General features: G+C 72.2%; 19 protein-coding genes and 4 tRNA genes. 12 read left to right on the forward strand and 11 right to left on the reverse strand.

What is annotated here, in order from left to right:
- The first annotated feature begins 178 nt into the window (after positions 1 to 178).
- Both purF and purM read left to right on the forward strand, forming a co-directional pair.
- Entirely contained in the window at positions 179 to 1,762 is a 1,584-nt protein-coding gene (gene purF / locus ACPC54_RS05375) for an amidophosphoribosyltransferase (protein WP_498961411.1), read from the forward strand.
- A gap of 108 nt (positions 1,763 to 1,870) precedes the next feature.
- Complete coding sequence (gene purM, locus ACPC54_RS05380; RefSeq protein ID WP_498961413.1) at positions 1,871 to 2,956, forward strand: phosphoribosylformylglycinamidine cyclo-ligase; 1,086 nt, start codon at positions 1,871 to 1,873, stop codon at positions 2,954 to 2,956.
- A gap of 169 nt (positions 2,957 to 3,125) precedes the next feature.
- Here the strand turns inward: purM and ACPC54_RS05385 are convergent, their stop codons facing one another.
- Positions 3,126 to 3,383 carry a DUF3073 domain-containing protein gene (locus ACPC54_RS05385; RefSeq protein ID WP_498961415.1) on the reverse strand — a complete coding sequence of 86 codons (258 nt, stop codon included), beginning with the start codon at positions 3,381 to 3,383 and terminating at the stop codon, positions 3,126 to 3,128.
- Between the two features lie 373 nt (positions 3,384 to 3,756).
- Positions 3,757 to 4,914: a Glu/Leu/Phe/Val dehydrogenase dimerization domain-containing protein gene (locus ACPC54_RS05390; RefSeq protein WP_498961417.1), complete on the reverse strand. Its 1,158-nt coding sequence runs from the start codon at positions 4,912 to 4,914 to the stop codon at positions 3,757 to 3,759.
- A gap of 208 nt (positions 4,915 to 5,122) precedes the next feature.
- Here ACPC54_RS05390 and ACPC54_RS05395 point away from each other — a divergent pair, with 208 nt between their 5' ends.
- A complete protein-coding gene (locus ACPC54_RS05395; protein ID WP_498961419.1) occupies positions 5,123 to 6,058 on the forward strand; it encodes a DUF8083 family protein in 936 nt (311 codons plus the stop codon).
- Between the two features lie 487 nt (positions 6,059 to 6,545).
- Positions 6,546 to 6,752 carry a developmental transcriptional regulator BldC gene (gene bldC, locus ACPC54_RS05400; RefSeq protein WP_014137253.1) on the forward strand — a complete coding sequence of 69 codons (207 nt, stop codon included), beginning with the start codon at positions 6,546 to 6,548 and terminating at the stop codon, positions 6,750 to 6,752.
- Positions 6,753 to 7,102: 350 nt separating this feature from the next.
- Here bldC and ACPC54_RS05405 read toward each other — a convergent pair.
- Both ACPC54_RS05405 and hrpA read right to left on the reverse strand, forming a co-directional pair.
- Positions 7,103 to 7,176 (reverse strand) — tRNA-Asp (locus tag ACPC54_RS05405).
- Between the two features lie 143 nt (positions 7,177 to 7,319).
- The gene (gene hrpA, locus ACPC54_RS05410) at positions 7,320 to 11,300 is read right to left on the reverse strand and encodes an ATP-dependent RNA helicase HrpA (protein WP_498961422.1); all 3,981 of its coding nucleotides are present in this window, start codon (positions 11,298 to 11,300) and stop codon (positions 7,320 to 7,322) included.
- A 141-nt stretch (positions 11,301 to 11,441) separates the two neighbouring features.
- Between hrpA and ACPC54_RS05415 the strand changes: the two genes are divergently transcribed.
- The 3 genes from ACPC54_RS05415 to ACPC54_RS05425 all read left to right on the forward strand — a co-directional run bounded on the left by ACPC54_RS05415 (position 11,442) and on the right by ACPC54_RS05425 (position 14,676).
- On the forward strand, positions 11,442 to 11,960 hold the full coding sequence (locus tag ACPC54_RS05415; RefSeq protein ID WP_498961424.1) for a SigE family RNA polymerase sigma factor: 519 nt from the start codon (positions 11,442 to 11,444) through the stop codon (positions 11,958 to 11,960).
- Positions 11,957 to 12,829, forward strand: a complete 873-nt coding sequence (locus ACPC54_RS05420; RefSeq protein ID WP_498961426.1) for a hypothetical protein — start codon at positions 11,957 to 11,959, stop codon at positions 12,827 to 12,829. The genes ACPC54_RS05415 and ACPC54_RS05420 overlap by 4 nt, the downstream gene beginning before the upstream one ends.
- A gap of 143 nt (positions 12,830 to 12,972) precedes the next feature.
- A complete protein-coding gene (locus tag ACPC54_RS05425) occupies positions 12,973 to 14,676 on the forward strand; it encodes a proline--tRNA ligase (protein WP_498961428.1) in 1,704 nt (567 codons plus the stop codon).
- A 35-nt stretch (positions 14,677 to 14,711) separates the two neighbouring features.
- Here the strand turns inward: ACPC54_RS05425 and ACPC54_RS05430 are convergent, their stop codons facing one another.
- The 7 genes from ACPC54_RS05430 to ACPC54_RS05460 all read right to left on the reverse strand — a co-directional run bounded on the left by ACPC54_RS05430 (position 14,712) and on the right by ACPC54_RS05460 (position 18,308).
- On the reverse strand, positions 14,712 to 15,290 hold the full coding sequence (locus tag ACPC54_RS05430) for a hypothetical protein (RefSeq protein ID WP_498961430.1): 579 nt from the start codon (positions 15,288 to 15,290) through the stop codon (positions 14,712 to 14,714).
- 23 nt (positions 15,291 to 15,313) lie between these two features.
- Complete coding sequence (locus tag ACPC54_RS05435) at positions 15,314 to 16,960, reverse strand: alpha/beta hydrolase (protein ID WP_498961432.1); 1,647 nt, start codon at positions 16,958 to 16,960, stop codon at positions 15,314 to 15,316.
- Positions 16,957 to 17,271 carry a hypothetical protein gene (locus ACPC54_RS05440; RefSeq protein ID WP_498961434.1) on the reverse strand — a complete coding sequence of 105 codons (315 nt, stop codon included), beginning with the start codon at positions 17,269 to 17,271 and terminating at the stop codon, positions 16,957 to 16,959. Before ACPC54_RS05440 ends, ACPC54_RS05435 begins: the two co-directional genes overlap by 4 nt.
- A 242-nt stretch (positions 17,272 to 17,513) precedes the next feature.
- Positions 17,514 to 17,590, reverse strand: a tRNA-Phe gene (locus tag ACPC54_RS05445).
- 27 nt (positions 17,591 to 17,617) lie between these two features.
- Positions 17,618 to 17,691 (reverse strand) — tRNA-Asp (locus ACPC54_RS05450).
- A gap of 66 nt (positions 17,692 to 17,757) precedes the next feature.
- Positions 17,758 to 17,830: transfer RNA gene (locus ACPC54_RS05455), tRNA-Glu, on the reverse strand.
- 136 nt (positions 17,831 to 17,966) lie between these two features.
- Positions 17,967 to 18,308: a metallopeptidase family protein gene (locus ACPC54_RS05460; RefSeq protein WP_498961565.1), complete on the reverse strand. Its 342-nt coding sequence runs from the start codon at positions 18,306 to 18,308 to the stop codon at positions 17,967 to 17,969.
- A 70-nt stretch (positions 18,309 to 18,378) separates the two neighbouring features.
- Between ACPC54_RS05460 and crcB (ACPC54_RS05465) the strand changes: the two genes are divergently transcribed.
- The 5 genes from crcB (ACPC54_RS05465) to ACPC54_RS05485 form a co-directional block, all read left to right on the forward strand.
- A complete protein-coding gene (gene crcB, locus ACPC54_RS05465) occupies positions 18,379 to 18,882 on the forward strand; it encodes a fluoride efflux transporter CrcB (protein ID WP_498961436.1) in 504 nt (167 codons plus the stop codon).
- Positions 18,879 to 19,274 (forward strand): DUF190 domain-containing protein, encoded by a 396-nt coding sequence (locus ACPC54_RS05470; protein WP_498961438.1) that lies wholly within the window; start codon positions 18,879 to 18,881, stop codon positions 19,272 to 19,274. Before crcB (ACPC54_RS05465) ends, ACPC54_RS05470 begins: the two co-directional genes overlap by 4 nt.
- Complete coding sequence (gene crcB, locus ACPC54_RS05475; RefSeq protein ID WP_498961440.1) at positions 19,271 to 19,645, forward strand: fluoride efflux transporter CrcB; 375 nt, start codon at positions 19,271 to 19,273, stop codon at positions 19,643 to 19,645. Before ACPC54_RS05470 ends, crcB (ACPC54_RS05475) begins: the two co-directional genes overlap by 4 nt.
- 195 nt (positions 19,646 to 19,840) lie before the next feature.
- Positions 19,841 to 20,500, forward strand: coding sequence for a hypothetical protein (locus ACPC54_RS05480; protein ID WP_498961442.1), 660 nt, complete (start codon positions 19,841 to 19,843; stop codon positions 20,498 to 20,500).
- A gap of 195 nt (positions 20,501 to 20,695) precedes the next feature.
- Positions 20,696 to 22,579 (forward strand): DEAD/DEAH box helicase (locus ACPC54_RS05485; protein WP_498961445.1); only part of this gene is annotated, 1,884 nt, incomplete at its 3' end.

Here is a 22,579-nt window from a genome sequence, read left to right on the forward strand (position 1 = left end):
GTCCCCGAATCCCCAACAGGCGCGAACCGCAAGGCCAACCGCCGCCCGCCGGAATTCCCCCCACCCGAATTCCCCACCCGGTAAGGGGTTTTGTCTACGCGCGTTACTCGTCGATCACGCCCCTGACCGGCGGTCCCGCGTTCCGAAAGGCTGTTTCGACTGCCCTAGACTCGAAGACGTGCCACGTGGTGACGGAAGACTCAACCACGATCTTCTTCCCGGCGAGAAGGGCCCCCAGGACGCTTGCGGCGTCTTCGGTGTCTGGGCTCCCGGCGAGGAGGTCGCCAAGCTCACGTTCTTCGGCCTTTACGCCCTGCAGCACCGCGGTCAGGAATCCGCGGGCATCGCAGTGAGCAACGGCTCCCAGATTCTCGTCTTCAAGGACATGGGACTCGTCTCCCAGGTCTTCGACGAGGCCTCGCTGGGGTCGTTGCACGGGCATATCGCCGTCGGACACGCCCGCTACTCGACCACCGGGTCCTCGGTCTGGGAGAACGCCCAGCCGACCTTCCGCGCGACCGTGCACGGTTCGCTGGCCCTCGGGCACAACGGAAACCTGGTGAACACCGCCGAACTGGCGGCCATGGTCGCCGAACTGCCGGGCGAGGAGCACGTCTCCCGCTCCGGCCGGACGGCCGCGACCAACGACACCGACCTGGTGACCGCCCTGCTGGCCGGCCACCCGGACCTCTCCATCGAGGAGACGGCCAAGGTCGTGCTGCCCAAGGTCAAGGGCGCCTTCTCGCTCGTCTTCATGGACGAGCACACCCTCTACGCCGCCCGCGACCCGCAGGGCATCCGCCCGCTGGTGCTCGGCCGGCTGGAGCGCGGCTGGGTGGTCGCCTCCGAGACGGCGGCGCTCGACATCTGCGGCGCCTCCTTCATCCGCGAGGTCGAGCCCGGCGAGCTCATCGCCATCGACGAGAACGGCATGCGCACCTCGCGCTTCGCCGAGGCCAAGCCCAAGGGCTGCGTCTTCGAGTACGTCTACCTGGCCCGCCCCGACACCTCCATCGCCGGCCGCAACGTGCACCTCTCCCGCGTGGAGATGGGCCGCCGCCTGGCGAAGGAGGCCCCGGTCGAGGCCGACCTGGTGATAGCCACGCCCGAGTCCGGCACCCCCGCCGCGATCGGCTACGCCGAGGCCAGCGGCATCCCGTACGGCTCCGGCCTGGTGAAGAACGCCTACGTGGGCCGCACCTTCATCCAGCCCAGCCAGACCATCCGCCAGCTCGGCATCCGGCTCAAGCTCAACCCGCTGCGCGAGGTCATCGCCGGCAAGCGCCTGGTGGTCGTGGACGACTCGATCGTGCGCGGCAACACCCAGCGCGCGCTGGTGAAGATGCTGCGCGAGGCGGGCGCCGCCGAGGTGCACATCCGGATCTCCTCGCCGCCGGTCAAGTGGCCCTGCTTCTTCGGCATCGACTTCGCCACCCGCGCGGAGCTGATCGCCAACGGCATGACCATCGAGGAGATCGGCCGCACCCTCGGCGCGGACTCGCTCTCCTACATCTCGATCGACGGCATGATCGAGGCCACCAAGCAGCCCAAGGACAAGCTCTGCCGGGCCTGCTTCGACGGCGAGTACCCGATGGAGCTGCCGGACCCGGCGCTGCTCGGCAAGCTCCTGCTGGAGGCCGAGATCAAGGGCGGCCAGCAGGCGCCGGCCGTCCGCGGCAAGCCGACCAGCGGCAGCGACCTGGACGGCGTCCAGTCGCTGCTCGGCGGGGCGGGCGCGGCCGACGCGCTGCGCCGGCCGTAGGCGTTCGCACGGTGGGGTCCCGCGAACCGGGGCCCCACCGCTGTTCCACCCCGCACCTGTTGCACCCCGCAGGACTCGAAACCCCCTGACCCGAGAGGGCCGCACGCAGTGACCACCAACCAGAACGGCGCCACCTACGCCGCCGCCGGTGTCGACATCGAGGCGGGCGACCGCGCCGTCGAGCTCATGAAGCAGTGGGTGAAGAAGGCCAACCGCCCCGAGGTGGTCGGCGGTCTCGGCGGTTTCGCCGGCCTCTTCGACGCGTCCGCGTTCAAGAACTACGAGCGGCCGCTGCTGGCGTCGGCCACCGACGGCGTGGGGACCAAGGTGGCCATCGCGGCCGCCATGGACAAGCACGACACCATCGGCCACGACCTGGTCGGCATGGTCGTGGACGACCTCGTGGTGTGCGGCGCCGAGCCGCTGTTCATGACCGACTACATCTGCGTCGGCAAGGTCGTCCCGGAGCGGGTCGCCGCGATCGTCAAGGGCATCGCCGAGGGCTGCGCGCTGGCCGGCTGCGCCCTGGTCGGCGGCGAGACCGCCGAGCACCCCGGCCTGCTGGGCCCGGACGAGTACGACGTCGCGGGCGCCGGCACCGGCGTGGTGGAGGCCGACGCGCTGCTCGGCGCCGACCGCGTGCGGGCGGGCGACGTGGTCATCGCGATGGCCGCCTCGGGCCTGCACTCCAACGGCTACTCGCTGGTCCGCCACGTGCTGCTGAACCAGGCCGGCTGGTCGCTGGACCGCAAGGTCGAGGAGTTCGGCCGCACCCTCGGCGAGGAGCTGCTGGAGCCGACCCGGATCTACTCGCTGGACTGCCTGGCGCTCGCCCGCGCCACCGAGGTGCACGCCTTCTCGCACGTCACCGGCGGCGGCCTGGCGGCCAACCTGGCCCGGGTCATCCCGGCCGGCCTGCACGCCCGCCTGGACCGCGGCACCTGGACCCCGCTGCCGGTCTTCCGGACCGTCGCCGAGGTCGGCAAGGTGGCCACCCTGGAGATCGAGAAGACGCTCAACATGGGTGTCGGCATGGTCGCCGTCGTCCCGCCGCACTCGGTGGACGTCGTGCTGTCGATCCTGGAGGACCGCGGCGTCGAGTCCTGGCTGCTCGGCGACATCGTCGAGCGCACGGACGAGCACGACGGCGGTGCGGCGCTCTACAACGCCTACGAGGGCTTCACGGCGGGCTGATCCGCCCGCGGACGAGGTGAGGGCCCCTCCGGTCTGCCGGAGGGGCCCTCACGCACGTCAGGGGCGCGGCCGGCGGCCGGCCGGGGGCGCGCGGTGCCGGGCGCGCGCGGGAACGCCGAAGACCGGCCCGGCGCCCAGGGCGCCCGGACCGGTCCGGTGAAGCTGCGGGTTACGAGCGGCGGGAGGCCTGCGAGGACCCGGCGCCCGGCTCGTTGTCGTCCTCGTCGTCGAGGTCGGCGTAGCGGGCGGCGTACTCCGCGTACGGGTCGTCGTCCTCCTCCTCCTCGATCGGCTCAGGCTCGATCGGAGCGGTGGACGGCGATACGCCCAGCTCGTTGGACAGACGGTTAGCGTCGAACCCGCCGCTGTTGTACTTCAGCTCGCGGGCGACCTTCGTCTGCTTGGCCTTGGCCCGGCCGCGCCCCATGGGTCGACCCCCTCAACGATGGGGCTCACGGCCCCGAGTCTGACACGTGTTCATGATCAGGACCGGCCTGCCCGAAGTGGAGAAGCCGTCCCTTGGAGCATTAACGGTACCTGTTTCCGCCGCTGGACGGTACGTCGTCGGTGTGACGTGGCGCGCACCGACCGCACCCTCGACCAGGTCTTCCCAGGTCAGGGGAGGTTTTGCGGCAGTTTGCGCGCTGTCCAGAGGTATCTGAGGTCCGTCGTTCCAGGACTGATTATCCCCCCTGGGGGGACCTCGGATCACCCGTTCGGGCGGAGAAGTGAGAATCCGGTTCCACATCGTGATGCGCGGGAGGCCATTGGGGGGCCTCCCGCGCGTCACGGCCCCTCGGTCAGCCCCGGCGGGCGCCCGGCAGCAGGACGGTGCGCAGCGCGCTGATCTCGCGCATGCGCTTCTCGGCCAGGCGGTCGGCGGCGACGGCCGGCGGGACGTCGTCGGCGGCGGCCCGGGTGAAGATCTCCAGGGTGGTGTCGAAGATCTTGGTGGCCTTGTTCTTGGCCCGCTCGAAGTTGAAGCCGTCGATCTCGTCGGCGACCTGGATCACGCCGCCGGAGTTCACCAGGTAGTCCGGCGCGTAGAGGATGCCGCGGTCGGCGAGGTCCTTCTCGACGCCCGGGTGGGCCAGCTGGTTGTTGGCCGCGCCGCAGACGACGGAGGTGCCGAACTCGCCCAGCGCGGCGACCGTGTCGTCGGTCAGCGCGCCGCCGAGGGCGCAGGGGGCGTAGACGTCCAGCTTGGCCTGGAGCAGGGCGGCGGTGTCGGCGACGACCTCCACCTCGGGGTGGGCGGCGCGCACCCGGTTGACGGCGGCCTCGAAGGGGTCGGTGACGACGACGGTGGCGCCGTCCGCGACCAGGTGGCCGACCAGGTAGTGGCCGACCTTGCCGACGCCCGCGACGCCGACCCGCTTGCCGCGCAGGGTCGGCTGGCCCCAGCGGGCCTGGGCGCTGGCGCGCATGCCCTGGAAGACGCCGAAGGCGGTCAGGATGGACGAGTCGCCGGCGCCGCCGTGCTCGGGCGAGCGACCCGTCACGAACGAGGTCTCGCGCGCGATGACGTCCATGTCCTGCACGTAGGTGCCCACGTCGCAGGCGGTGATGTAGCGGCCGCGCAGGGACTCGACGAAGCGGCCGTAGGCCCGGAGCATCGCCTCGTTCTTGTCCTTGTTCGGGTCGCCGATGATGACGGCCTTGCCGCCGCCGAGGTCGAGCCCGGCCAGCGCGTTCTTGTAGGACATCCCGCGGGACAGGTTCAGCGCGTCCTCCAGCGCCGCCTCCTCGGAGGCGTACGGGAAGAAGCGGGTGCCGCCGAGGGCCGGGCCCAGGGCGGTGGAGTGGATGGCGATGATCGCCTTGAGTCCGGAGGCGCGGTCGTGGCAGAGGACGACCTGCTCGTGGCCGTCGCCGAGGGCACCGTCCTGCTCGGTACGGAAGATCCTGCTGAGCACGCCGGATGCGGAGTGCGTGGCGGGGGTCTGTACGTCGGTCACTGTGGTGACTCCAGTATCGAAGGCCCGCTGCTGTGGTGCGGGCGCCTAAGGCGAAGAGTAGTCGCGCGGGGGCCGCGGATCGGCCCTCTTGTCCGAGCTTGGGCTGGTTGTCCGAGTACTGAGACGGGAGGCGGTCGGAGGGTCCGGGCGCGAACGGTTCCGGGGCGCGCCCTCCCGGGCCCGCACGGCCCGTGCGACCATGCAGGACGTGACCGTCGTACGCACTTCCGTACAGCCGCCCTACGCCGCCCACCTGCGGGTCTACGAGCCGCTGGCGGCCTACCCGGAGCCCGAGCGCGGGCACTGGCAGGCGTACGCCGCGGAGCACGGGCCGGACGCCGGGGCGGCGGAGCGGCCGGTGGCGGCGGCGATGCTGGAGGAGCAGCGGGAGGCGCTGGCGGAGCTGGCCGCGCGCACGCCCCGGGCGCTGCCGGAGCGGGAGAGCGGCCGGGCGTACCTGCGGGTGGTGGACGGCGTCCTCTACGTCTGCCCGTGGGCCACCAGGCTGCGCAACTGGCAGGCGCTGGACGAGCTGCGGGCGGGGGCGCCGGTGGCGCTGCTGGACACCGCGCTGCCGCCGGCGACCCGGGCGGCCGCGGAGGCGGCCCGGGAGCGCTGGCGGGCCGAGCACCCGGACGCCCGGCCGTGGATCCTGACCAGCCGGTGGGAGGTGCCGGTGCGCTGGTTCCTGCCGTTCGGCGACGAGGACCGCTGCTTCGTCCCGGCCGGGCAGGAGGCCGGTCAGGAGGCCGGGCAGGAGGCGGGCCGGGGGACCGGGCAGGATGGGGAGCGGGCCCGGGCGGCGGCGCTGTTCTACCTGGTGCCGATGGCACAGGCGCGGCGGCGGGTGGCGCGGGCGTACCGGGCGCTGCGCGAGGAGGTTCCGGACGGGGAGCTGGTGCACGGGGCGGAGCAGGTCGGGCGGTGGCTGGAGGAGTTCCACCCGCGCTCGCTGGTGGAGCTGGACTACGGGGGGCTGGTGCACCTGCTGGGGCCGGAGCGGCTGTCGGCGGACCGCTCGGCGGGGGAGCTGGAGGAGGGGCTGCGCGCGCTGCGGGCGGGGGACACCGCGGAGGCGCTGCGCGTGTACGGGGAACTGACGGTGCGCTGGCGGCGGGTGCTGGCGCTCCGGTACGCGAACTGACGTCCGAACAGCCGTGTATGACTGTAAGGGTCCTACGTCCTCCGGCCCGGCTGACCAAGGTCCTGGTTCGGGTCAATACCTGTCGAACGTGACACTACTCACCGTTGACGCGAACTCACCCCTATGTGCAAAAATGGGACAACCAGCCCAACTCCACGCGAGCGTGCCCACTTTTGGGTGGTTCTGGAGTCGATGCGTGCTTTGCGGGGAAACGGAGGGTCTGGTCCCCTTGTAACCGGACGTCACTGCCGTGTGACTGTCCGTTATGGGGTGGTCCATCGCCATCCGTCTGCCTTGAACCCGTGAGGGGTCAATTTTGGCGGTTTGGTCGATAGGGCTGGACGGATGGTGTAGTTGTAGACACCAGGACAAGCCGTTCGTCCTATAACCGACTCGGCCCGTCTATGCCATTTCGGGCATCGCGGGCCAAGGTGCAGAATTTGAAGGATAGAACCGCCCTGGTTCGGTTCTCCCGAGGAGGCCGCTCATGACCGCTCGTACCCCTGATGCCGAGCCCCTGCTGACGCCGGCAGAGGTTGCCACCATGTTCCGCGTTGACCCGAAGACGGTCACCCGCTGGGCCAAGGCGGGCAAGCTGACGTCGATCCGCACGCTCGGCGGCCACCGCCGCTACCGCGAGGCGGAGGTGCGCGCACTGCTGGCCGGGATTCCCGCCCAGCGCACCGAGGCCTGATCGGCCAAAGGCTCTGAAAAGGGGCCGCTTACCGGACTCCGCCGGGTCCGGTAAGCGGCCCCTTTTGTCATACCTTTAAGGCTTGCCTAAGTTGTCGGAATGCTGAACTCCGGATAACGGTTCGACATCCATGATGCGGGGGGGATTTACAGTGAATAGCTGTACAATTTTACATATTAAATTAACCGGCTCTTGAGAAGGGTGTGAAGGGCCGGTTTTCGAGGGGGTGCGGGTGACGACCGTCACGCGCATGATCACTTGTGGTCTGGACCTGGTTCGGGGTAAAGAGGCCGACCGGTGAAACGCGAGAGGCCCGGAACCTTGACGGTTCCGGGCCTCTCGCCTTGCGGCGATCCCGACGGGACTTGAACCCGCGACCTCCACCTTGACAGGGTGGCGAGCTAACCAACTGCTCCACGGGACCAGATTGTTCTGATCTCGTTCACTCGCTTGCCGCGCTGCGAACAAGACAGACTGTAGCCCATGGTGGGCCTCCAGGTCGAACTGGCTCCTGAAGGCCCGCCACGCCCCCGCAGCTCAGGGGCCGGGCCGGGTCGGCCGCCCGGGTCAGAGGGCCGCCCGGGCCGCCTCCATCGCCTTCGTGATCCGCTTCTCCGAGACCGGGCTCGGCGTGCCCAGCCCCTGGGCGAAGAAGCTGACCCGCAGCTCCTCGATCATCCAGCGGATCGCCCGCACCTCCTCGGAGGGCTGCTGCCCGGCCGGCACGGCCGCCAGCAGCTCCCCGTAGGCCTGCTGCACCTGCTGGACCTTCAGCAACTGCTGGGCGTCCCGCTGCGGGTGGTTGGGCAGGGCCTCCAGCCGGCGGTCGACCGCCAGCAGGTAACGCTTGAGGTCGGGCAGCCGCTGCCAGCCGGTGGCCGTCACGAAGCCCGGGTGCACCAGCGAGGCCAGGTGCAGCCGGACGTCGTTCACCGCGTTCAGCAGCACCGGGCTGCTCACCGACTTCAGCCGGGTCGAGGCCTTGTGGAAGGCGATCAGCGCGGTGGCCGTCTTCAGCGTGGTGTCCGCGGACAGGTCGTAGAGGTCCGCGCGCACCTTGTCGTGCAGCTTGCCGAACGCCTCCTCGTCCCAGGCCGGGCCGCCGTTCAGCGCCATCAGCCGGTCCGTCGCGGCCGAGACGACGTCCTCGAACAGGGCCGTGATCGAGCCGTGCGGGCTGTGCGAGAGCGCCAGCTTCGCCTGGTTGCCCAGCCGCCCCTGGATCGACTTGGCGGGGGACGTGGTGGTCAGCATCAGCAGCCGCCGCGTCCCCTCCCACATCGCCCGCGCCTGGGCCTCCGGGGTGTCGAACAGCTTGACGCCGACCGCGGCGCCCTCGTCCACCAGCGCCGGGTAGGCGCGCAGCGAGTGGCCGCGCGAGCGCTGCTCGAAGGTGCGCTGCAGCACCGGCAGCGAAGCCGGCCACGCGGTCAGCCCGCTCTGCTCGATGCCCTGGCCGGAGGCCGCCGAGGACAGCGTCTCCTTCAGCTTCGGCTTGAGCCGCAGCCGCAGCTCCTCCAGGTCCTTGGACTCGGCGAGCTTGCGGCGCCCGTCCACCACCCGGAAGGTCACCTTGAGGTGCTCCGGCACCCGTTCGTCGTCCCAGGCCTCCGGCGGCACGGTGACGGCCGTCAGCCGCTTCAGCGCGTGCTCCAGGGCCGGCAGGAGGGGCTCCTGGCGGTCCTTCACCCCGCGCAGCGCGGCCTTGGCGAAGTCCGGCGCCGGCACGAAGTTGCGGCGGATCGCCTTCGGCAGCGACTTGATGTACGCCGTGACCAGCTCCTCCCGCAGGCCGGGGATCTGCCAGTCGAAGCCCTCCGCGGTCACCTGGTTGAGCACCGGCAGCGGGATGTGGACGGTCACGCCGTCCGCGTCGCTGCCCGGCTCGAACTGGTACGTCAGCTTGAAGCGCAGCTTGCCCTGCTGCCAGTGGTCCGGGTAGTCGGCCTCGGTGACGCCCCCCGCGGCGTCGTTGATCAGCATCGACTTCTCGAAGTTCAGCAGGTCCGGCTGGTCGTGCCGGGCCTTCTTCCACCAGGCGTCGAAGTGCCGGGTGGAGACGATGTCGTCGGGCAGCCGGGCGTCGTAGAAGTCGAACAGGGTCTGGTCGTCGACCATGATGTCCCGGCGGCGGGCCCGGTTCTCCAGCTCCTCGACCTCGCCGAGCAGCTTGCGGTTCTCGGCGAAGAACCGGTGGTGGGTCTCCCAGTCGCCCTCGACCAGCGCGTTGCGGATGAACAGCTCGCGGCAGAGCTCCGCGTCGATCTTCCCGTAGTTGACCTTGCGCTGGGCGACGACCGGCATCCCGTAGAGGGTCACCTTCTCGTAGGCCAGCACGGCGCCGGCCTTCTTCTCCCAGTGCGGCTCGCTGTAGCTGCGCTTGATCAGGTGGCCGGCCAGCGGCTCCACCCACTCGGGCTCGATCTTGGCGTTGATCCGGGCCCAGAGCCGGGACGTCTCCACCAGCTCGGCCGACATCACCCAGCGCGGCGGCTTCTTGAACAGGCCGGAGCCCGGGAAGACCGCGAAGCGGGCGCCGCGCGCGCCGCCGTACTCGCGCTTCTCCGCGTCGAACAGGCCGATGTGGGACAGCAGGCCGGCCAGCAGGGACTGGTGGATCCGGTCCGCGTCCGGCTCGGCGTCGGGATGAGGCTCCTCGATGGTGACGCCCAACTGCTTCGCCACCGTGCGGAGTTGGGTGTAGATGTCCTGCCACTCCCGTATCCGCAGGTAGTTCAGGAACTCCGCCTTGCACATCCGGCGGAACGCCGAGGAGGACAACTCCCGCTGCTGCTCCCGGACGTAGCGCCACATCGCCAGGAAGGACAGGAAGTCCGAGGTCTCCGAGGTGAACCGGCGGTGCCGGTCGTCGGCGGCCTGGCGCTTCTCGGCCGGGCGCTCGCGCGGGTCCTGGATGGAGAGCGCGGCGGCGATCACCATGACGTCGCGCACGCAGCCGTTCCGGTCCGCCTCCAGCACCATGCGGGCCATCCGCGGGTCCACCGGGAGCTGGGCGAGCTTGCGGCCGAGCGGGGTCAGCCGCTGGCGCGGGTCCTTCTCGTCCGGGTTCAGCGCGCCCAGCTCGTGCAGCAGGTGCACGCCGTCCTTGATGTTGCGCGAGTCCGGCGGGTCCAGGAACGGGAAGGCGGCGATGTCGCCGAGGCCCGCCGCGGTCATCTGCAGGATCACCGAGGCCAGGTTGGTGCGCAGGATCTCGGCGTCGGTGAACTCGGGGCGGGCGAGGAAGTCCTCCTCCGAGTACAGCCGGATGCAGATGCCGTCCGAGGTGCGGCCGCAGCGGCCCTTGCGCTGGTTGGCGCTGGCCTGGCTGATCGCCTCGATCGGCAGCCGCTGCACCTTGGTGCGGTGGCTGTAGCGGGAGATCCGGGCGGTGCCCGGGTCGATCACGTACTTGATGCCGGGAACGGTCAGCGAGGTCTCGGCGACGTTGGTGGCCAGCACGATCCGGCGCGAGTGGGAGCGCTGGAACACCTTGTGCTGCTCGGCCGAGCTGAGCCGGGCGTACAGCGGCAGGACCTCGGTGTTCTTCAGCTTCAGCCGGCCGAGCGCGTCGGCCGTGTCGCGGATCTCCCGCTCGCCGGAGAGGAAGACCAGGATGTCGCCCGGGCCCTCGGCCTGCAGCTCCTCGGCGGCGTCGCAGATCGCCTGGACCTGGTCGCGGTCGCGGTCTACCTCGTCGGCGTCCTCGTCGCTCTCGTCGACCATCGGCCGGTAGCGGACCTCCACGGGGTACGTCCGCCCGGAGACCTCGACGATCGGGGCGTCGCCGAAGTGCTCGGCGAAGCGCTCCGGGTCGATGGTCGCGGAGGTGATCACGACCTTGAGGTCGGGGCGGCGGGGGAGCAGCTGCTTGAGGTAGCCGAGCAGGAAGTCGATGTTGAGGCTGCGCTCGTGCGCCTCGTCGATGATCAGGGTGTCGTACTGGCGCAGCTCGCGGTCCGTCTGGATCTCCGCGAGCAGGATGCCGTCCGTCATCAGCTTGACCAGGGTGTCCGGGCCGACCTGGTCGGTGAACCGGACCTTCCAGCCGACCGCCTCGCCGAGCGGGGTGTTCAGCTCCTCGGCGACCCGGTCCGCCACCGTGCGGGCGGCGATCCGGCGCGGCTGGGTGTGGCCGACCAGGCCGCGCACGCCGCGGCCCAGCTCCAGACAGATCTTCGGGATCTGGGTGGTCTTGCCGGAGCCGGTCTCGCCCGCGACGATCACCACCTGGTGGTCCCGGATCGCCGCCAGGATCTCGTCCTTCTTCTGGCTGACCGGCAGCTCGGCGGGATAGCCGATCCTCGGGACGGCGGCGCGGCGCCGCTCGACCAGCAGCTCGGCGCGCTCGATGTCGGCGGCGATCTCGGTGGCGATCTTCTGCCGGGCCTCCGGTTTGCGGACCTTGCGGGCACCCTCCAACCGGCGCCCGATCCGCACCTGGTCGCGCAGGGTCAGGTCGGGCAGGCGGGCGGCCAGCTCACCGATGCCGGGCCCGGCGGCGGGGACGTCGGCGGACTGGACTGCGGGAGAACTCACTGCGGGCATCCCTCTAGGTTCGCAAGGAGGCACGGCGGCGCGCACCTCGGTTTTCGAGCCCCTCCAGTGTCACAGCCGGGGGAGGCGAATCGCGAACGGCAGGCAACGGTCCACGGCCCCGCTGGGCTCAGGGGGGTTGAGGAGGTGTTCATGGGAGCCCAGAAGACCGCACGGGACGACGAGTTCCGCGCGTTCGCCGGCAGCACGTGGTCGCGGCTGTTCCGGACGGCGTACCTGCTCGCGGGGGATCGGCACGGCGCCGAGGACCTGGTCCAGCAGGCGCTGGAACGGGCGTACGTCGCCTGGGGCCGGGTGCGCTCGGCCGACGACCCCTACGCGTACGTACGCCGCGTCCTGATCAACGAACACGCGCGGCGGTTCCGGCGCAGACCGCCCGAGAACCTCGTCACCGCCGTCCCCGACCGGCCCGCGCCGGCCGGTGCCGACCTTGACGACCGGACCGTGCTCCTCGGCGCGCTCGCCGGCCTGCCGCGGCGCCAGCGCGAGGCCGTCGTCCTCCGCTACTGGGAGGACCTCAGCGAGACCCAGACCGCCGAGGCCATGGGCTGCTCGGTCGGCACGGTCAAGAGCCAGACCGCACGCGGCCTGGCCAAACTCCGGAAGGCCTCCTCGCACAACGGACTGATCGGAATCGGAGGCGAACGATGAGCAACGCGTCGGAGAGAGGGCCGGACGAGGCGGCCACGGTGTACGAGCTGGGCGAACTGGCCGACAGCGTCGACCCGGGGGAGGTGCCCTACGACCGGCTGATCGCCGGCGGGCGGCGCCGGCTGCGGCGCCGGCGGCTGGCGACCGCGGGGGCGGCCGCGGCGCTGGTCGTGGCGGTCGGCGCGGTGGGGACGGTGATCGGCGCGCCCGTACGGGGGTCGGGCGCGCCGGTCGGCGCGGCCGCTTCGGCCTCCGGGACGGCGGTCCCGACCACGCCGGTCCCGGGCGGGCGGGACCCGTACGACCCGATCCGGGTCAAGATCAATGACGGCGCCTCGAACGGCCGGACCTGGCAGGCCTGGGTCGCCCTCTGGCCCGCGACCCCCACCAAGGAGGCCGCCGGCAAGCAGGCCCGGCTGATCTGGGAGGCCCGGCACGCCGCCAACCCGCAGCTGCCGCAACCGACCGACGCGGAGGCCGAGCAGGGCTGGATCCCGGGCCAGGACCTGGCCAATGTCTACGTCACCCTGGACGGCAAGCGGCAGGCCGATGACTTCGTGTGCCCGGTCCCGTCTCCGGCCGAATCCGGCTACACCGTCAGCCTTCCCGGGGTACTCGGCATCAAGGGCAGCAAGATGGGCGACTCACCCGCGGTGATCGTCTCGGTCCCGTTCAAAGCCACCAGGGTCGTGGTCGACTGGGCGACCGGCGGCAGCACCGAGGCGACCACGGTCGTGGTCCAGGAGTACCAGACCCGCTGGGCCGCCCTCGCCAAGAAGGCCGACGCTGACGTCAAGACCATCACCTACTACGACAAGGACGGCGCGGTGTTGGGGGGCACCGGCACCGGCTACGTCCGGACCCCCTGAGCGGCGGTCGACTCGTCGCCGGGGTGGCTGAAAAGCGGAGGAGCCGGGCCGGCCCGCGTCACTAGACTGCGGCTCCCGACGCGCGGCCGGCGCGAGTGCGGCCGTGACGTCCTGCTGCCTGCCCGAGAGGACGGTCCCCGACCATGCGCTGGTCCCAGCTGTACGTGCCCACCCTCCGGCAGGACCCGGCGGACGCGGACGCGGTGAGTCACCGCCTGCTGGTGCGGGGAGGGTTCGTCCGGCAGCTGATGGCCGGCCACTACTCGCTGCTGCCGCTGGCCGTGCGGGTGCGGGCGAAGATCATGGACGTCATCCGCGAGGAGATGGCCGCGATCGGCACCCAGGAGTTCGTCCTGCCCACCGTGCACCCGGCGGAGATCTGGGAGCGCAGCGGCCGCTCCGAGGTCATCGGCGAGGAGATGTTCCGGCTCCGGGACCGCAAGGGCGCGGACCTGGTGCTCGGCGTGACGCACGAGGAGATCTTCACCGTGCTGGCGCAGGAGCTGCGCTCGTACCGCGACCTGCCGCAGATGTGGTTCCAGTTCCAGACCAAGTTCCGCGACGAGCCCCGTCCGAAGGCCGGGCTGCTGCGGGTGCGCGAGTTCACCATGAAGGACTCGTACAGCTTCGACCTCGACGAGGCCGGCCTGGACCGGGCCTTCCGGCTGCACCGGGCCGCCTACGAGCGGATCTTCGCCCGGCTCGGGCTGCCCGCCGTCGCCGTCCACGCGTCCAGCGGCGTCATGGGCGGCAGCGAGTCGGTGGAGTTCATGAGCGCGGCCGAGGCCGGCGAGGACCGGGTGGTGCGCTGCCCGGGCTGCGACTACGCGGCGAACACCGAGAAGGCGACCTCGGCCCTGCCCGCCGTCGCGGACGGCCCCGGCCCGGACGCCCCCGAACGCTTCGACACCCCCGACGCCCGCACCATCGAGGAGTTGGCCCGGCTGTACGGCGTCCCGGCCGAGCGGCAGGTCAAGACGCTGGTGTACGTGGTCGACGGGCGGCTCACCCTCGTCCTGCTGCGCGGCGACCACGCCCTGGCCGAGCAGAAGCTCGTCGACACCCTGGGCGCCAGGAACCTGCGGCCCGCCACCCCCGAGGAGATCCGGGCGGCGCTCGGCGCCTCGCCCGGCAGCCTGGGCGCGGTCGGCGTCACCGGGCTGCCCGTCCTCGCCGACGAGGCCCTGCGCGGCCGCACCGACCTGACCACCGGCGCCAACACGGACGGCGTCCACCTGCGCGGCGTGTCCGTCGAGCGGGACCTCGCGGTGGCGCGGTGGGCGGACCTGCGCGAGGTGACCGCCGGGGAGGCCTGCCCGCGGTGCGGCGCGCCGCTGGAGGTGCTGGTCACCATCGAGGTGGGCCACATCTTCAAGATCGGCCGCAAGTACACCGAGGCCCTGGGCGTCTCGGTGCTCGGCCCGGACGGCGAGCGGGTCGCCCCGGTCATGGGCAGCTACGGCATCGGCGTCGAACGGGCCCTGGCCGCCGTCGTGGAGACCCACCACGACGACAAGGGCATCGTCTGGCCGGTCGCGGTCGCCCCCTTCGAGGCGGTCGTCACCGTCCTCGGCGGCAAGGACCCGGCGGTGGCCGAGGCCGCCGAGGCCCTCTACCGGCAGCTGCGCGCCGAGCGGGTCGACGCCCTGCTGGACGACCGGGACGAGCGCCCCGGCGTGAAGTTCCGCGACGCCGAGCTGATCGGCATCCCGTACCGGATCACGGTCGGCGCCCGCGGTCTCGCCGAGGGCACCGTCGAGATCACCGCCCGCGCCACCGGCGGGACCACGGCCGTCCCGCTCGCCGAGGCCGCGGACCACGTCCGCAAGCTGCTCACCGCTTCCTGACGGCCGGGTCCGGGGGCGACCCGCCCCCGGACCGGTCAGGGCGTGGTGGTGGGGGCGGGCGGGGCGGACGGCGGCATCAGGCACGGCGTGGTGACGCTCAGGACCATGCGGTCGTGGCCCGCGGTGCTGGCGACGTCCACGACGTACCGGCTGTTGGGGTGCCGGGCGCTGACGGTGGAGTCCGGCTCCGCGCCGCCGTGGCTCTCCTGGTACTCGGTGATCGTGAGGCCCTCGCCGGTGAGCCGGTCGCGGACCTTGCGGACCACGTCGTCGTGCCGGGCGTCCGGGACGGTGCTGTGGACGCCGTAGATCAGCTGGTAGCGGTCGTCGGACGCCGACTCGCCGTTGCGGCCGACGCAGGAGGTGAAGACCGGATCGGCGGGCTCGTCGTTGATCCGGATCCCGGCGGACTGGGCCAGGTGCTCGGTGAGTTGCTTCGCCCAGTCCAGCGTCTCCTGGCGGGACTTGACGGGCAGCGGGTCGTTCTTCCCGGTTCCGGGGCCGGTGGTGGGGCTGGACATGCAGGCTCCGAGGGTCGTGGCCATCAGCGCCGTTGCCAGCAGCTGCTTCAGCCGGGTGCCGGTGAGCGGTGGACGGGTGGTCGGGTTGCGCATGGGGTCTCTTTCCGGCCGGCGGTTCAGTGGGGGATCGAACCCCAGAGCGGGTCCTCCTTCCAGGTGGTGTGGGGCGGCTTCCCGGCGATGATCCGGCCCTGGTTCTTCAGGCTGTCCGAGCCCTCGTCCCAGTAGCCGCCGTGCCCGGACGTGTCGATGTGGATGTTGTTCCCGCCGAATCCCGCGATGTGCGGGCTGGGGCCGAGCGAGAAGCCGCCGACCAGACGGGTCGGGTCGTCGGAGGCCTCGCCGATCCAGAGGTGGTCGGGGTTGACGTTCAGCTGCTCGGCGGTGAGCACGCCCATGCCCGGGCTGCCGAGGGTGACGATGTCGTCGGCGTCCAGGCCGTGGCTCCCCCCGCTGTCGGCGACGCCCACGGCGAAGCTGCCGTAGCTGTGCGCGATGTAGCTGAGGTGGGTCCGCGGATCGCCGTGCGCCACCCGCAGGCCGTTGGAGAAGCGGCGCATGTCCTCGGCGCCGTCGAGCCCGCGCATCGGGTTGGACGCCCCCGGCAGGCTCTCCGGGGCGTCGTAGCCGAGGTAGGAGACCACCGAGACGGTCTCGCCCTCCTTGGCGTACTGCTTGCCGTAGCCCTGCAGCTGCCGGATCCGGTCGATCTGGCCGGGCACGCCGTTGAAGTCGGTGTTCGTCCCGGGCACGAACACGGAGGTGTGGGTCGCCTTGTCGGGGTTGCCGGTCGCCACGATCGCGCGCCCGTCGCCCCCGAACGCCTCGGGTTCGAGCGCGAGCAGGAACAGCTGGTGCTGCTCGTCCTTCGCGTCGGCGTTCTCCTCCATCTTCTTCCTGATCTCGGTCAGTGCGGCCTTGCGCTTGTCGAACGCGCCCTGGTCGAGGCCGAAGGAAGCGGGCGTCCCGGCCTCCAGGGCGTCCAGCTTCTGGTCGAGGACCAGGCGGTTGGCCTCGTCGCGGACGGTCGCCGGAAGGCCGTCCAGGTTCCCGATCTTCGCCGCGTCCAGGGCGAGGTAGCTCTCCTGCTGGTCGGGCGTGAGGCTCTTCCACCAGTCGGCGTTCTTCTGCGGGTCCTTGCCGTCCGGGACGTACGGGTCGACCAGCCCGAGGTCCTTCATGACGTCGGCGACGTCGGTGCGGGTCTCGGCCACGGCGCCCTTGCCCCGCTGCTCGCCGAGGATGTCGGCGCCGAGGTGGCCGAGGGCCTTGTTGCCCTGGTCGCTGGCCGTCTGGGCGTCCTTGATGGCGTTGTCGATCCGCTGCTGGAAGCCGGTCCGCAGCTCGGCGAGGCTGCGGCGGGCGGCCTGCGCGTCCGGGTCGTTGTGCTCGCCCGGGCCCTCCGGCGGGAGGTCGACGACCCCCTCGGCGGACACCGTCAGCTTGGCGTCCTGGGCGCGGTGCACGGCGTTCGTCAGGTTGGTCTGCGCCTGGTACATCCGGTCCGCGACGGTGTTCAGGGCCAGTGCGGCGGCCTCCGCCTCGACCCGGACGATGCCGAGCCGCTGCTCGGTCAGGTCCATGAACGGGAAGGCGGCTTCCGCGTCCGCGCCCTTCCACCCCCGGCGCAGCGGGCCGTTCACCTGGTTGCGGTGCCGGGTGGCCGTGCTCTCCATGGTGTGGGCGAGCGCCTTCCACGCCTTCGCGGCGTCGCGCAGCCCGTGCGGGTCGAAGGCGACCAGCAGTTCGTAGGCGCTGCTCACTGCGCCGCCTTCGCGGGCTGCTTCCAGCCGTCCGCGGTCGCCTGCTCGTTGTGCGCGTGGGCGGTGGCGTTGGTCTGCAGGTTGGTGCTGGTGTCGGTGAGCCGCTTCTTGAGCGCGTCGAGCGGGGCGGCCCAGTCGGTGCCGAGCTTGCCGAGGCCCGCGGCGATCGACCAGCCGGTGAGCTGGCCGGAGGCGGTGGTGGCCGAGGTGAGCGCGTCCTTCACGGGTTTGTCGACGTCCTCGGCGAGGGTCTTCGCCACCCCTGAGGAGGCGGTGAGCGCCTGTGGATCGACGGTGACCGCGTCGGCCATGGTGATTCCCCCGAATCAGCTGACGGGTGCGCGGGCCGGTTCGACGGTGGGTCGGGCCGGCGGCGTTAAGCACCCATATGGATGATCACCAGATCATATGGGCGCTTCGGGGTGCCCTCGGGGCCCCGGGCCCTCGGGTCTCCGGGTCTCCGGGTCTCGGGGTCTCGGGGGCGGAGCTCGGCACGGGAACGCTGCGGGGAACGCGAAAGGCCCCGCAGAGCGAACTCTGCGAGGCCTTCCTGTGGTGGCCAGGGCCGGGGTCGAACCGGCGACCTTCCGCTTTTCAGGCGGACGCTCGTACCAACTGAGCTACCTGGCCGTACTGCACCGTCTCTTGCGAGACGAGCGATCCCGACGGGACTTGAACCCGCGACCTCCACCTTGACAGGGTGGCGAGCTAACCAACTGCTCCACGGGACCTTGTAGTGGCGAACCACCAAGGTCTTGCGGCACTGCACTGTACTACGGTACTGCCTTGGTACTGCGTGCCCCCAACGGGATTCGAACCCGTGCTACCGCCTTGAAAGGGCGGCGTCCTGGGCCACTAGACGATGAGGGCTTGCGGCCTGTCCCGCCGTTTCCGGCGTCTCGGGGACGTCGAGAAGCATATGGGATGCCGGGCGGATCGCCAAAACGGGTTTCGGCCGGTCGGGAGCCGGGCCCGCGGGGCGGGGGCGTCCGGCGGGGCGCCCGGGTCAGGACCAGCCGAGCTCGTCGAGCTCGTGGTCGTCGAAGCCGAAGTGGTGGGCGACCTCGTGGATGACCGTGGTGCGGACCTCCTCGACCACCTGCTCGCGGGTCTCGCAGTGGCGCAGGGTGGGGCCGCGGTAGATCAGGATGCGGTCGGGCAGGACGCCGGCGTACCACTCGCCGCGCTCGGTGAGCGGGGTGCCCTCGTAGAGGCCGAGGAGCTCCGGGTCGCCGGGGTCGGGTTCGTCCTCGACGAAGACCGCGACGTTGTCCATCATGGCCGCGAGCTGCGGGGGGATCTGGTCGAGGGCGTCGCTGACCAGTGTCTCGAACTCGTCCCGGGTCATCTCCACCGGATCATTGTCGGGTCTGGGATGACGGTGTGCCAGGCAGTGGGGGCCGGTGTTTGATGGGCCTATGACGACCTCGGAGGACGCGGTGGAGGACCCCGTGAAGGGTGCCGCCGACCGCCCGGCGAGCCCGGTGCGCCCGCCGGTGCTGCGCGGGCAGGGGCCGGCCGTGGCGGTGGTCGCGGTGGGCGGGGCGATCGGCGCGGTGGCGCGGTACGCGGCCGGGCTGGGCTGGGAGACCGGGCCGACGGCCTTTCCGTGGACGACGCTGCTGATCAACGCGGTCGGCTGCGCGGTGATCGGGGTCTTCCTGGTGGCCGTCACCGAGGGGCGCCCGGCGCACCCGCTGCTGCGGCCGTTCTTCGGCACCGGCGTGCTGGGCGGCTTCACCACCTTCTCGACGTACGCCGTGGACATCCGGCGGCTGCTGGAGGCCGGCCGGCTCGGGCCCGGGCTGGCCTACCTCGGGCTGACCCTGGCCGCCGCGATGGGCGCGGTGTGGACGGCGGCGGTGCTGACCAGGCGTCTGATCCACCGCCCGGCCAGGGCCGCGGAAGGCGCGGCCCGGTGAGCCGGCTGAGCGGCCCGGCGCTGCGGCTGACGGTGCTGGTGGGCGAGAGCGACACCTGGCACCACCGCCCGCTGTACAGCGAGATCGTGCACCGGGCGCGGGCGGCCGGCCTGGCCGGGGCGAGCGTGTTCCGGGGGATCGAGGGCTTCGGCGCCTCCTCGCTGGTGCACACGGCGCGGCTGCTGTCGCTGAGCGAGGACCTGCCGGTGGCGGTGCTGGTCGTGGACGAGGAGGAGCGGGTGCGGGCGTTCCTGCCGCAGCTGGAGGAACTGGTCGCGGAGGGGCTGGTGCTGCTCGACCGGTGCGAGGTGGTCCGGTACGCGGGCCGGGGCGGCGGCGCCGGCGGATCGCCGGGGGCCGGGGGACCGCCCGGGGCCGGGGGCGCGGAGTGAACTGGCTGCTGGTGGTGGCGGGCGCGGTGGTCGGCGCGCCGCTGCGGTACCTGACCGACCGGGCGGTGCAGTCCCGGCACGACTCGGTGTTCCCGTGGGGGACCTTCACGGTGAACGTGTTCGGCTGCCTGGTGCTCGGGCTGGTGGCGGGCGCGGTGACCGCCGGGGCGGCCTCCTCGCACGTCCAACTGCTGGTCGGGACGGGCTTCTGCGGGGCGCTGACGACGTACTCGACGTTCTCGTACGAGACGCTGCGGCTGGCCGAGTCCGGCGCCGGGCGGTACGCCCTGGCGAACGTCGCGGGCAGCCTGGCGGCCGGCCTGACGGCGGTGTACGCGGGGGCGGGGCTGGCCTCGGCGCTCTGGGGCTGAGCGGCCCGCCCCGGCCGCCCGGCCGCCCGCCGCTTTCGTCGATCCCGCCGTTTCCGTTGATGTCCGTCGATTTCCGTCGATCCCGCCGCTTCCCCGGACGCACCGGCCGTGTCCCGCCGGGGTGGGCGCGCGTTGGGCACCGGAAGCGGCCGCGCGGCAGGAGCGGCCCGGGCGGGGCGGTGGAGAGGGAACGCGGTGGCTTCGGTGCGTGCGGTGCGGGTGGTGCGGGCGGCGGCGGTGCTGGCGGTGGCCGGGCTGGGGCTGACCGGGTGCATGTCGGTCGGTTCGGCGGCCGAGGAGAGGCACGGCGTGGCGCCGGTCGGGCAGGTCGGCCCGGCGGGCAAGCCGGGGGCGACGAGTGGCCCCTCGGCCTCGCCGGGGGCCGGGCGCCCCGGCGGTACGGCCGGGCGCGCGGAGCACCAGGGCGGCCTGCAGGCGGAGAGCGCGCCGGGCGGCGCCGCGGCCAGCGCGCAGCTGGAGGCCGCGCCGGGCGCGAACGGCGTGGTGGCCGGGGTGGTCCCGGTGCCGGGGGCGGGCAGCCCGGACGGCGCGCCGGGCGGAAACGGTACTGCGGGCGGCGCGAACGCCAGCCCCGCGCCGCACCCCGGCGGCGGCACCTCGACCGGGTCCGGCGGGGCGTCCGGGGCCGGCGGTGCGGGCGGCACCGGGGACGGCCGCTCGGGCGGCGGCACCGGCGGCACCGGCGGCACGCCCTCGGCCACCCCGAGCAGCCGCCCCTCGGGCACCCCCGAGCCCGAGCACACCCCGCCCGCCGGCACCGCGCCGCCGTCCGCGGAGCCGTCCGCCGGTGGCTCCGGTTCCCCGGCCCCGAGCCCCCGCGCGGGTGCCCATTAGGGGGCTGGCCAGGGCATTTGCCTCCGATCCCGAGGGTCGTCTATGGTGGTAGATCGTTCGTTTGATTCATTTGACTGGCGCCCTAATCCCATCTGGCGCCCTTGGCGCGTTCCGGCGATCCGTGGCTGACCGCATAGAGGCGGTTGTGAAACAGAACCCCGGACTTTGGCGCGTGCCACTTCCGGAAGGTTTTGCATGTCTCTCGTTGACGACGCCCGCTTCGCCATGCCCGCGAACGAGGCTGCCGCCGATGTCACCGACACCACCGACACCACCGAGCTGATCGCCGAGGCCGAGGAGTTCGCCGCCGAGGCCGCCTCGGACACCGCCGAGGAGACCGCGGAGGACACCGCCGCCGAGGCCGCGGAGCCCACCATCACCTTCGGCGACCTGGGCCTGCACGACGACGTCGTCCGCGCCCTCGCCAAGCGTGGCGTCACCACCCCGTTCCCGATCCAGGCCGCGACCATCCCGGACGCGCTGGCCGGCAAGGACGTGCTGGGCCGTGGCCGCACCGGCTCCGGCAAGACCCTCAGCTTCGGTCTCCCGCTGCTGACCCGCCTCGCCGACGGCGAGCGCACCCGCGCCAAGCACCCGCGCGGCCTGATCCTGGTCCCGACCCGCGAGCTGGCCATGCAGGTCGCCGACGCCCTGGAGCCCTTCGGCTCGGTGCTCGGCCTGCGCCTCAAGGTCGTCTGCGGCGGCACCTCGATGTCGAACCAGATCTACGCGCTGGAGCGCGGCGTCGACATCCTGGTCGCCACCCCCGGCCGTCTGCGCGACCTGCTGAACCGCGGCTCCGCCAAGCTGGACGACGTCCGGACCGTCGTCCTCGACGAGGCCGACCAGATGGCCGACATGGGCTTCCTGCCCGAGGTCACCGAGATCCTCGACCAGGTGCCGGCCGGCGGCCAGCGCCTGCTGTTCTCCGCCACCCTGGAGAACGAGATCGACACCCTGGTGAAGCGGTACCTGAAGAACCCGGTCACCCACGAGGTCGACCCGTCGGCCGGCGCCGTCACCACCATGACCCACCACATCCTCGTGGTGAAGCCCAAGGACAAGGCGCCGATCACCAACGCGATCGCCGCCCGCAAGGGCCGCACGATCATCTTCGTCCGCACCCAGATGGGCGCCGACCGCGTCGCCGAGCAGCTGATCGAGGCCGGCGTGAAGGCCGACGCGCTGCACGGCGGCATGACCCAGGGCGCCCGCACCCGCGTCCTCGGCGACTTCAAGGACGGCTACGTCAACGTCGTCGTCGCCACCGACGTCGCCGCCCGCGGCATCCACGTCGACGGCATCGACCTGGTCCTCAACGTGGACCCGGCCGGCGACCACAAGGACTACCTGCACCGCTCGGGCCGCACCGCGCGCGCCGGCCGCTCCGGCGCCGTCGTCACCCTGGTGCTGCCGCACCAGCGCCGCGGCGTCTTCCGCCTGATGGAGGACGCGGGCGTCGACGCCAGCCGCCACATCCTGGACCACGCCTTCGACGCCGAGGTCGCCAAGATCACCGGCGCCCGTTCGCTGACCGAGGTCCAGGCGGAGAGCGCCGCCAACATCGCCGGTGCCGCCGAGCGTGAGCTCGCCGACATGACCCGCCAGCTGGAGCGCGCGCAGCGTCGCGCCACCGAGCTGCGCGAGGAGGCCGACCGCCTCGCCGCCCGTGCGGCGCGCGAGCGGGCCGAGCTGGGCATCGAGGACGAGGAGCCGGCCGCCGAGGCGGACGCCGAGACCGCGGCCGAGACCCCGGCCGCCGCCGAGGCCCCCGCCGCCGTCGTTCCGGCGCAGCAGTCCGAGGAGCGCGCGCCGTCGTACCGCGAGGCGCGCGGCGAGCGTCCGGCCTTCGGCCGTGACCGCGACCGGGACGACCGCCGTTCGGGTGGTTTCCAGGGCCGTGACCGTGACGACCGTCGTTCGGGTGGTTTCGGTGGCCGTGGCGGCGACGACCGTCGCTCGGGTGGTTTCGACCGTGACCGCGGTGGTTTCCAGGGCCGTGACCGTGACGACCGTCGTTCGGGTGGTTTCGGTGGCCGTGGCGGCGACGACCGTCGCTCGGGTGGTTTCGACCGTGAC

Source organism: Kitasatospora sp. NPDC094028 (assembly GCF_049543595.1).
Lineage (GTDB): Bacteria > Actinomycetota > Actinomycetes > Streptomycetales > Streptomycetaceae > Kitasatospora.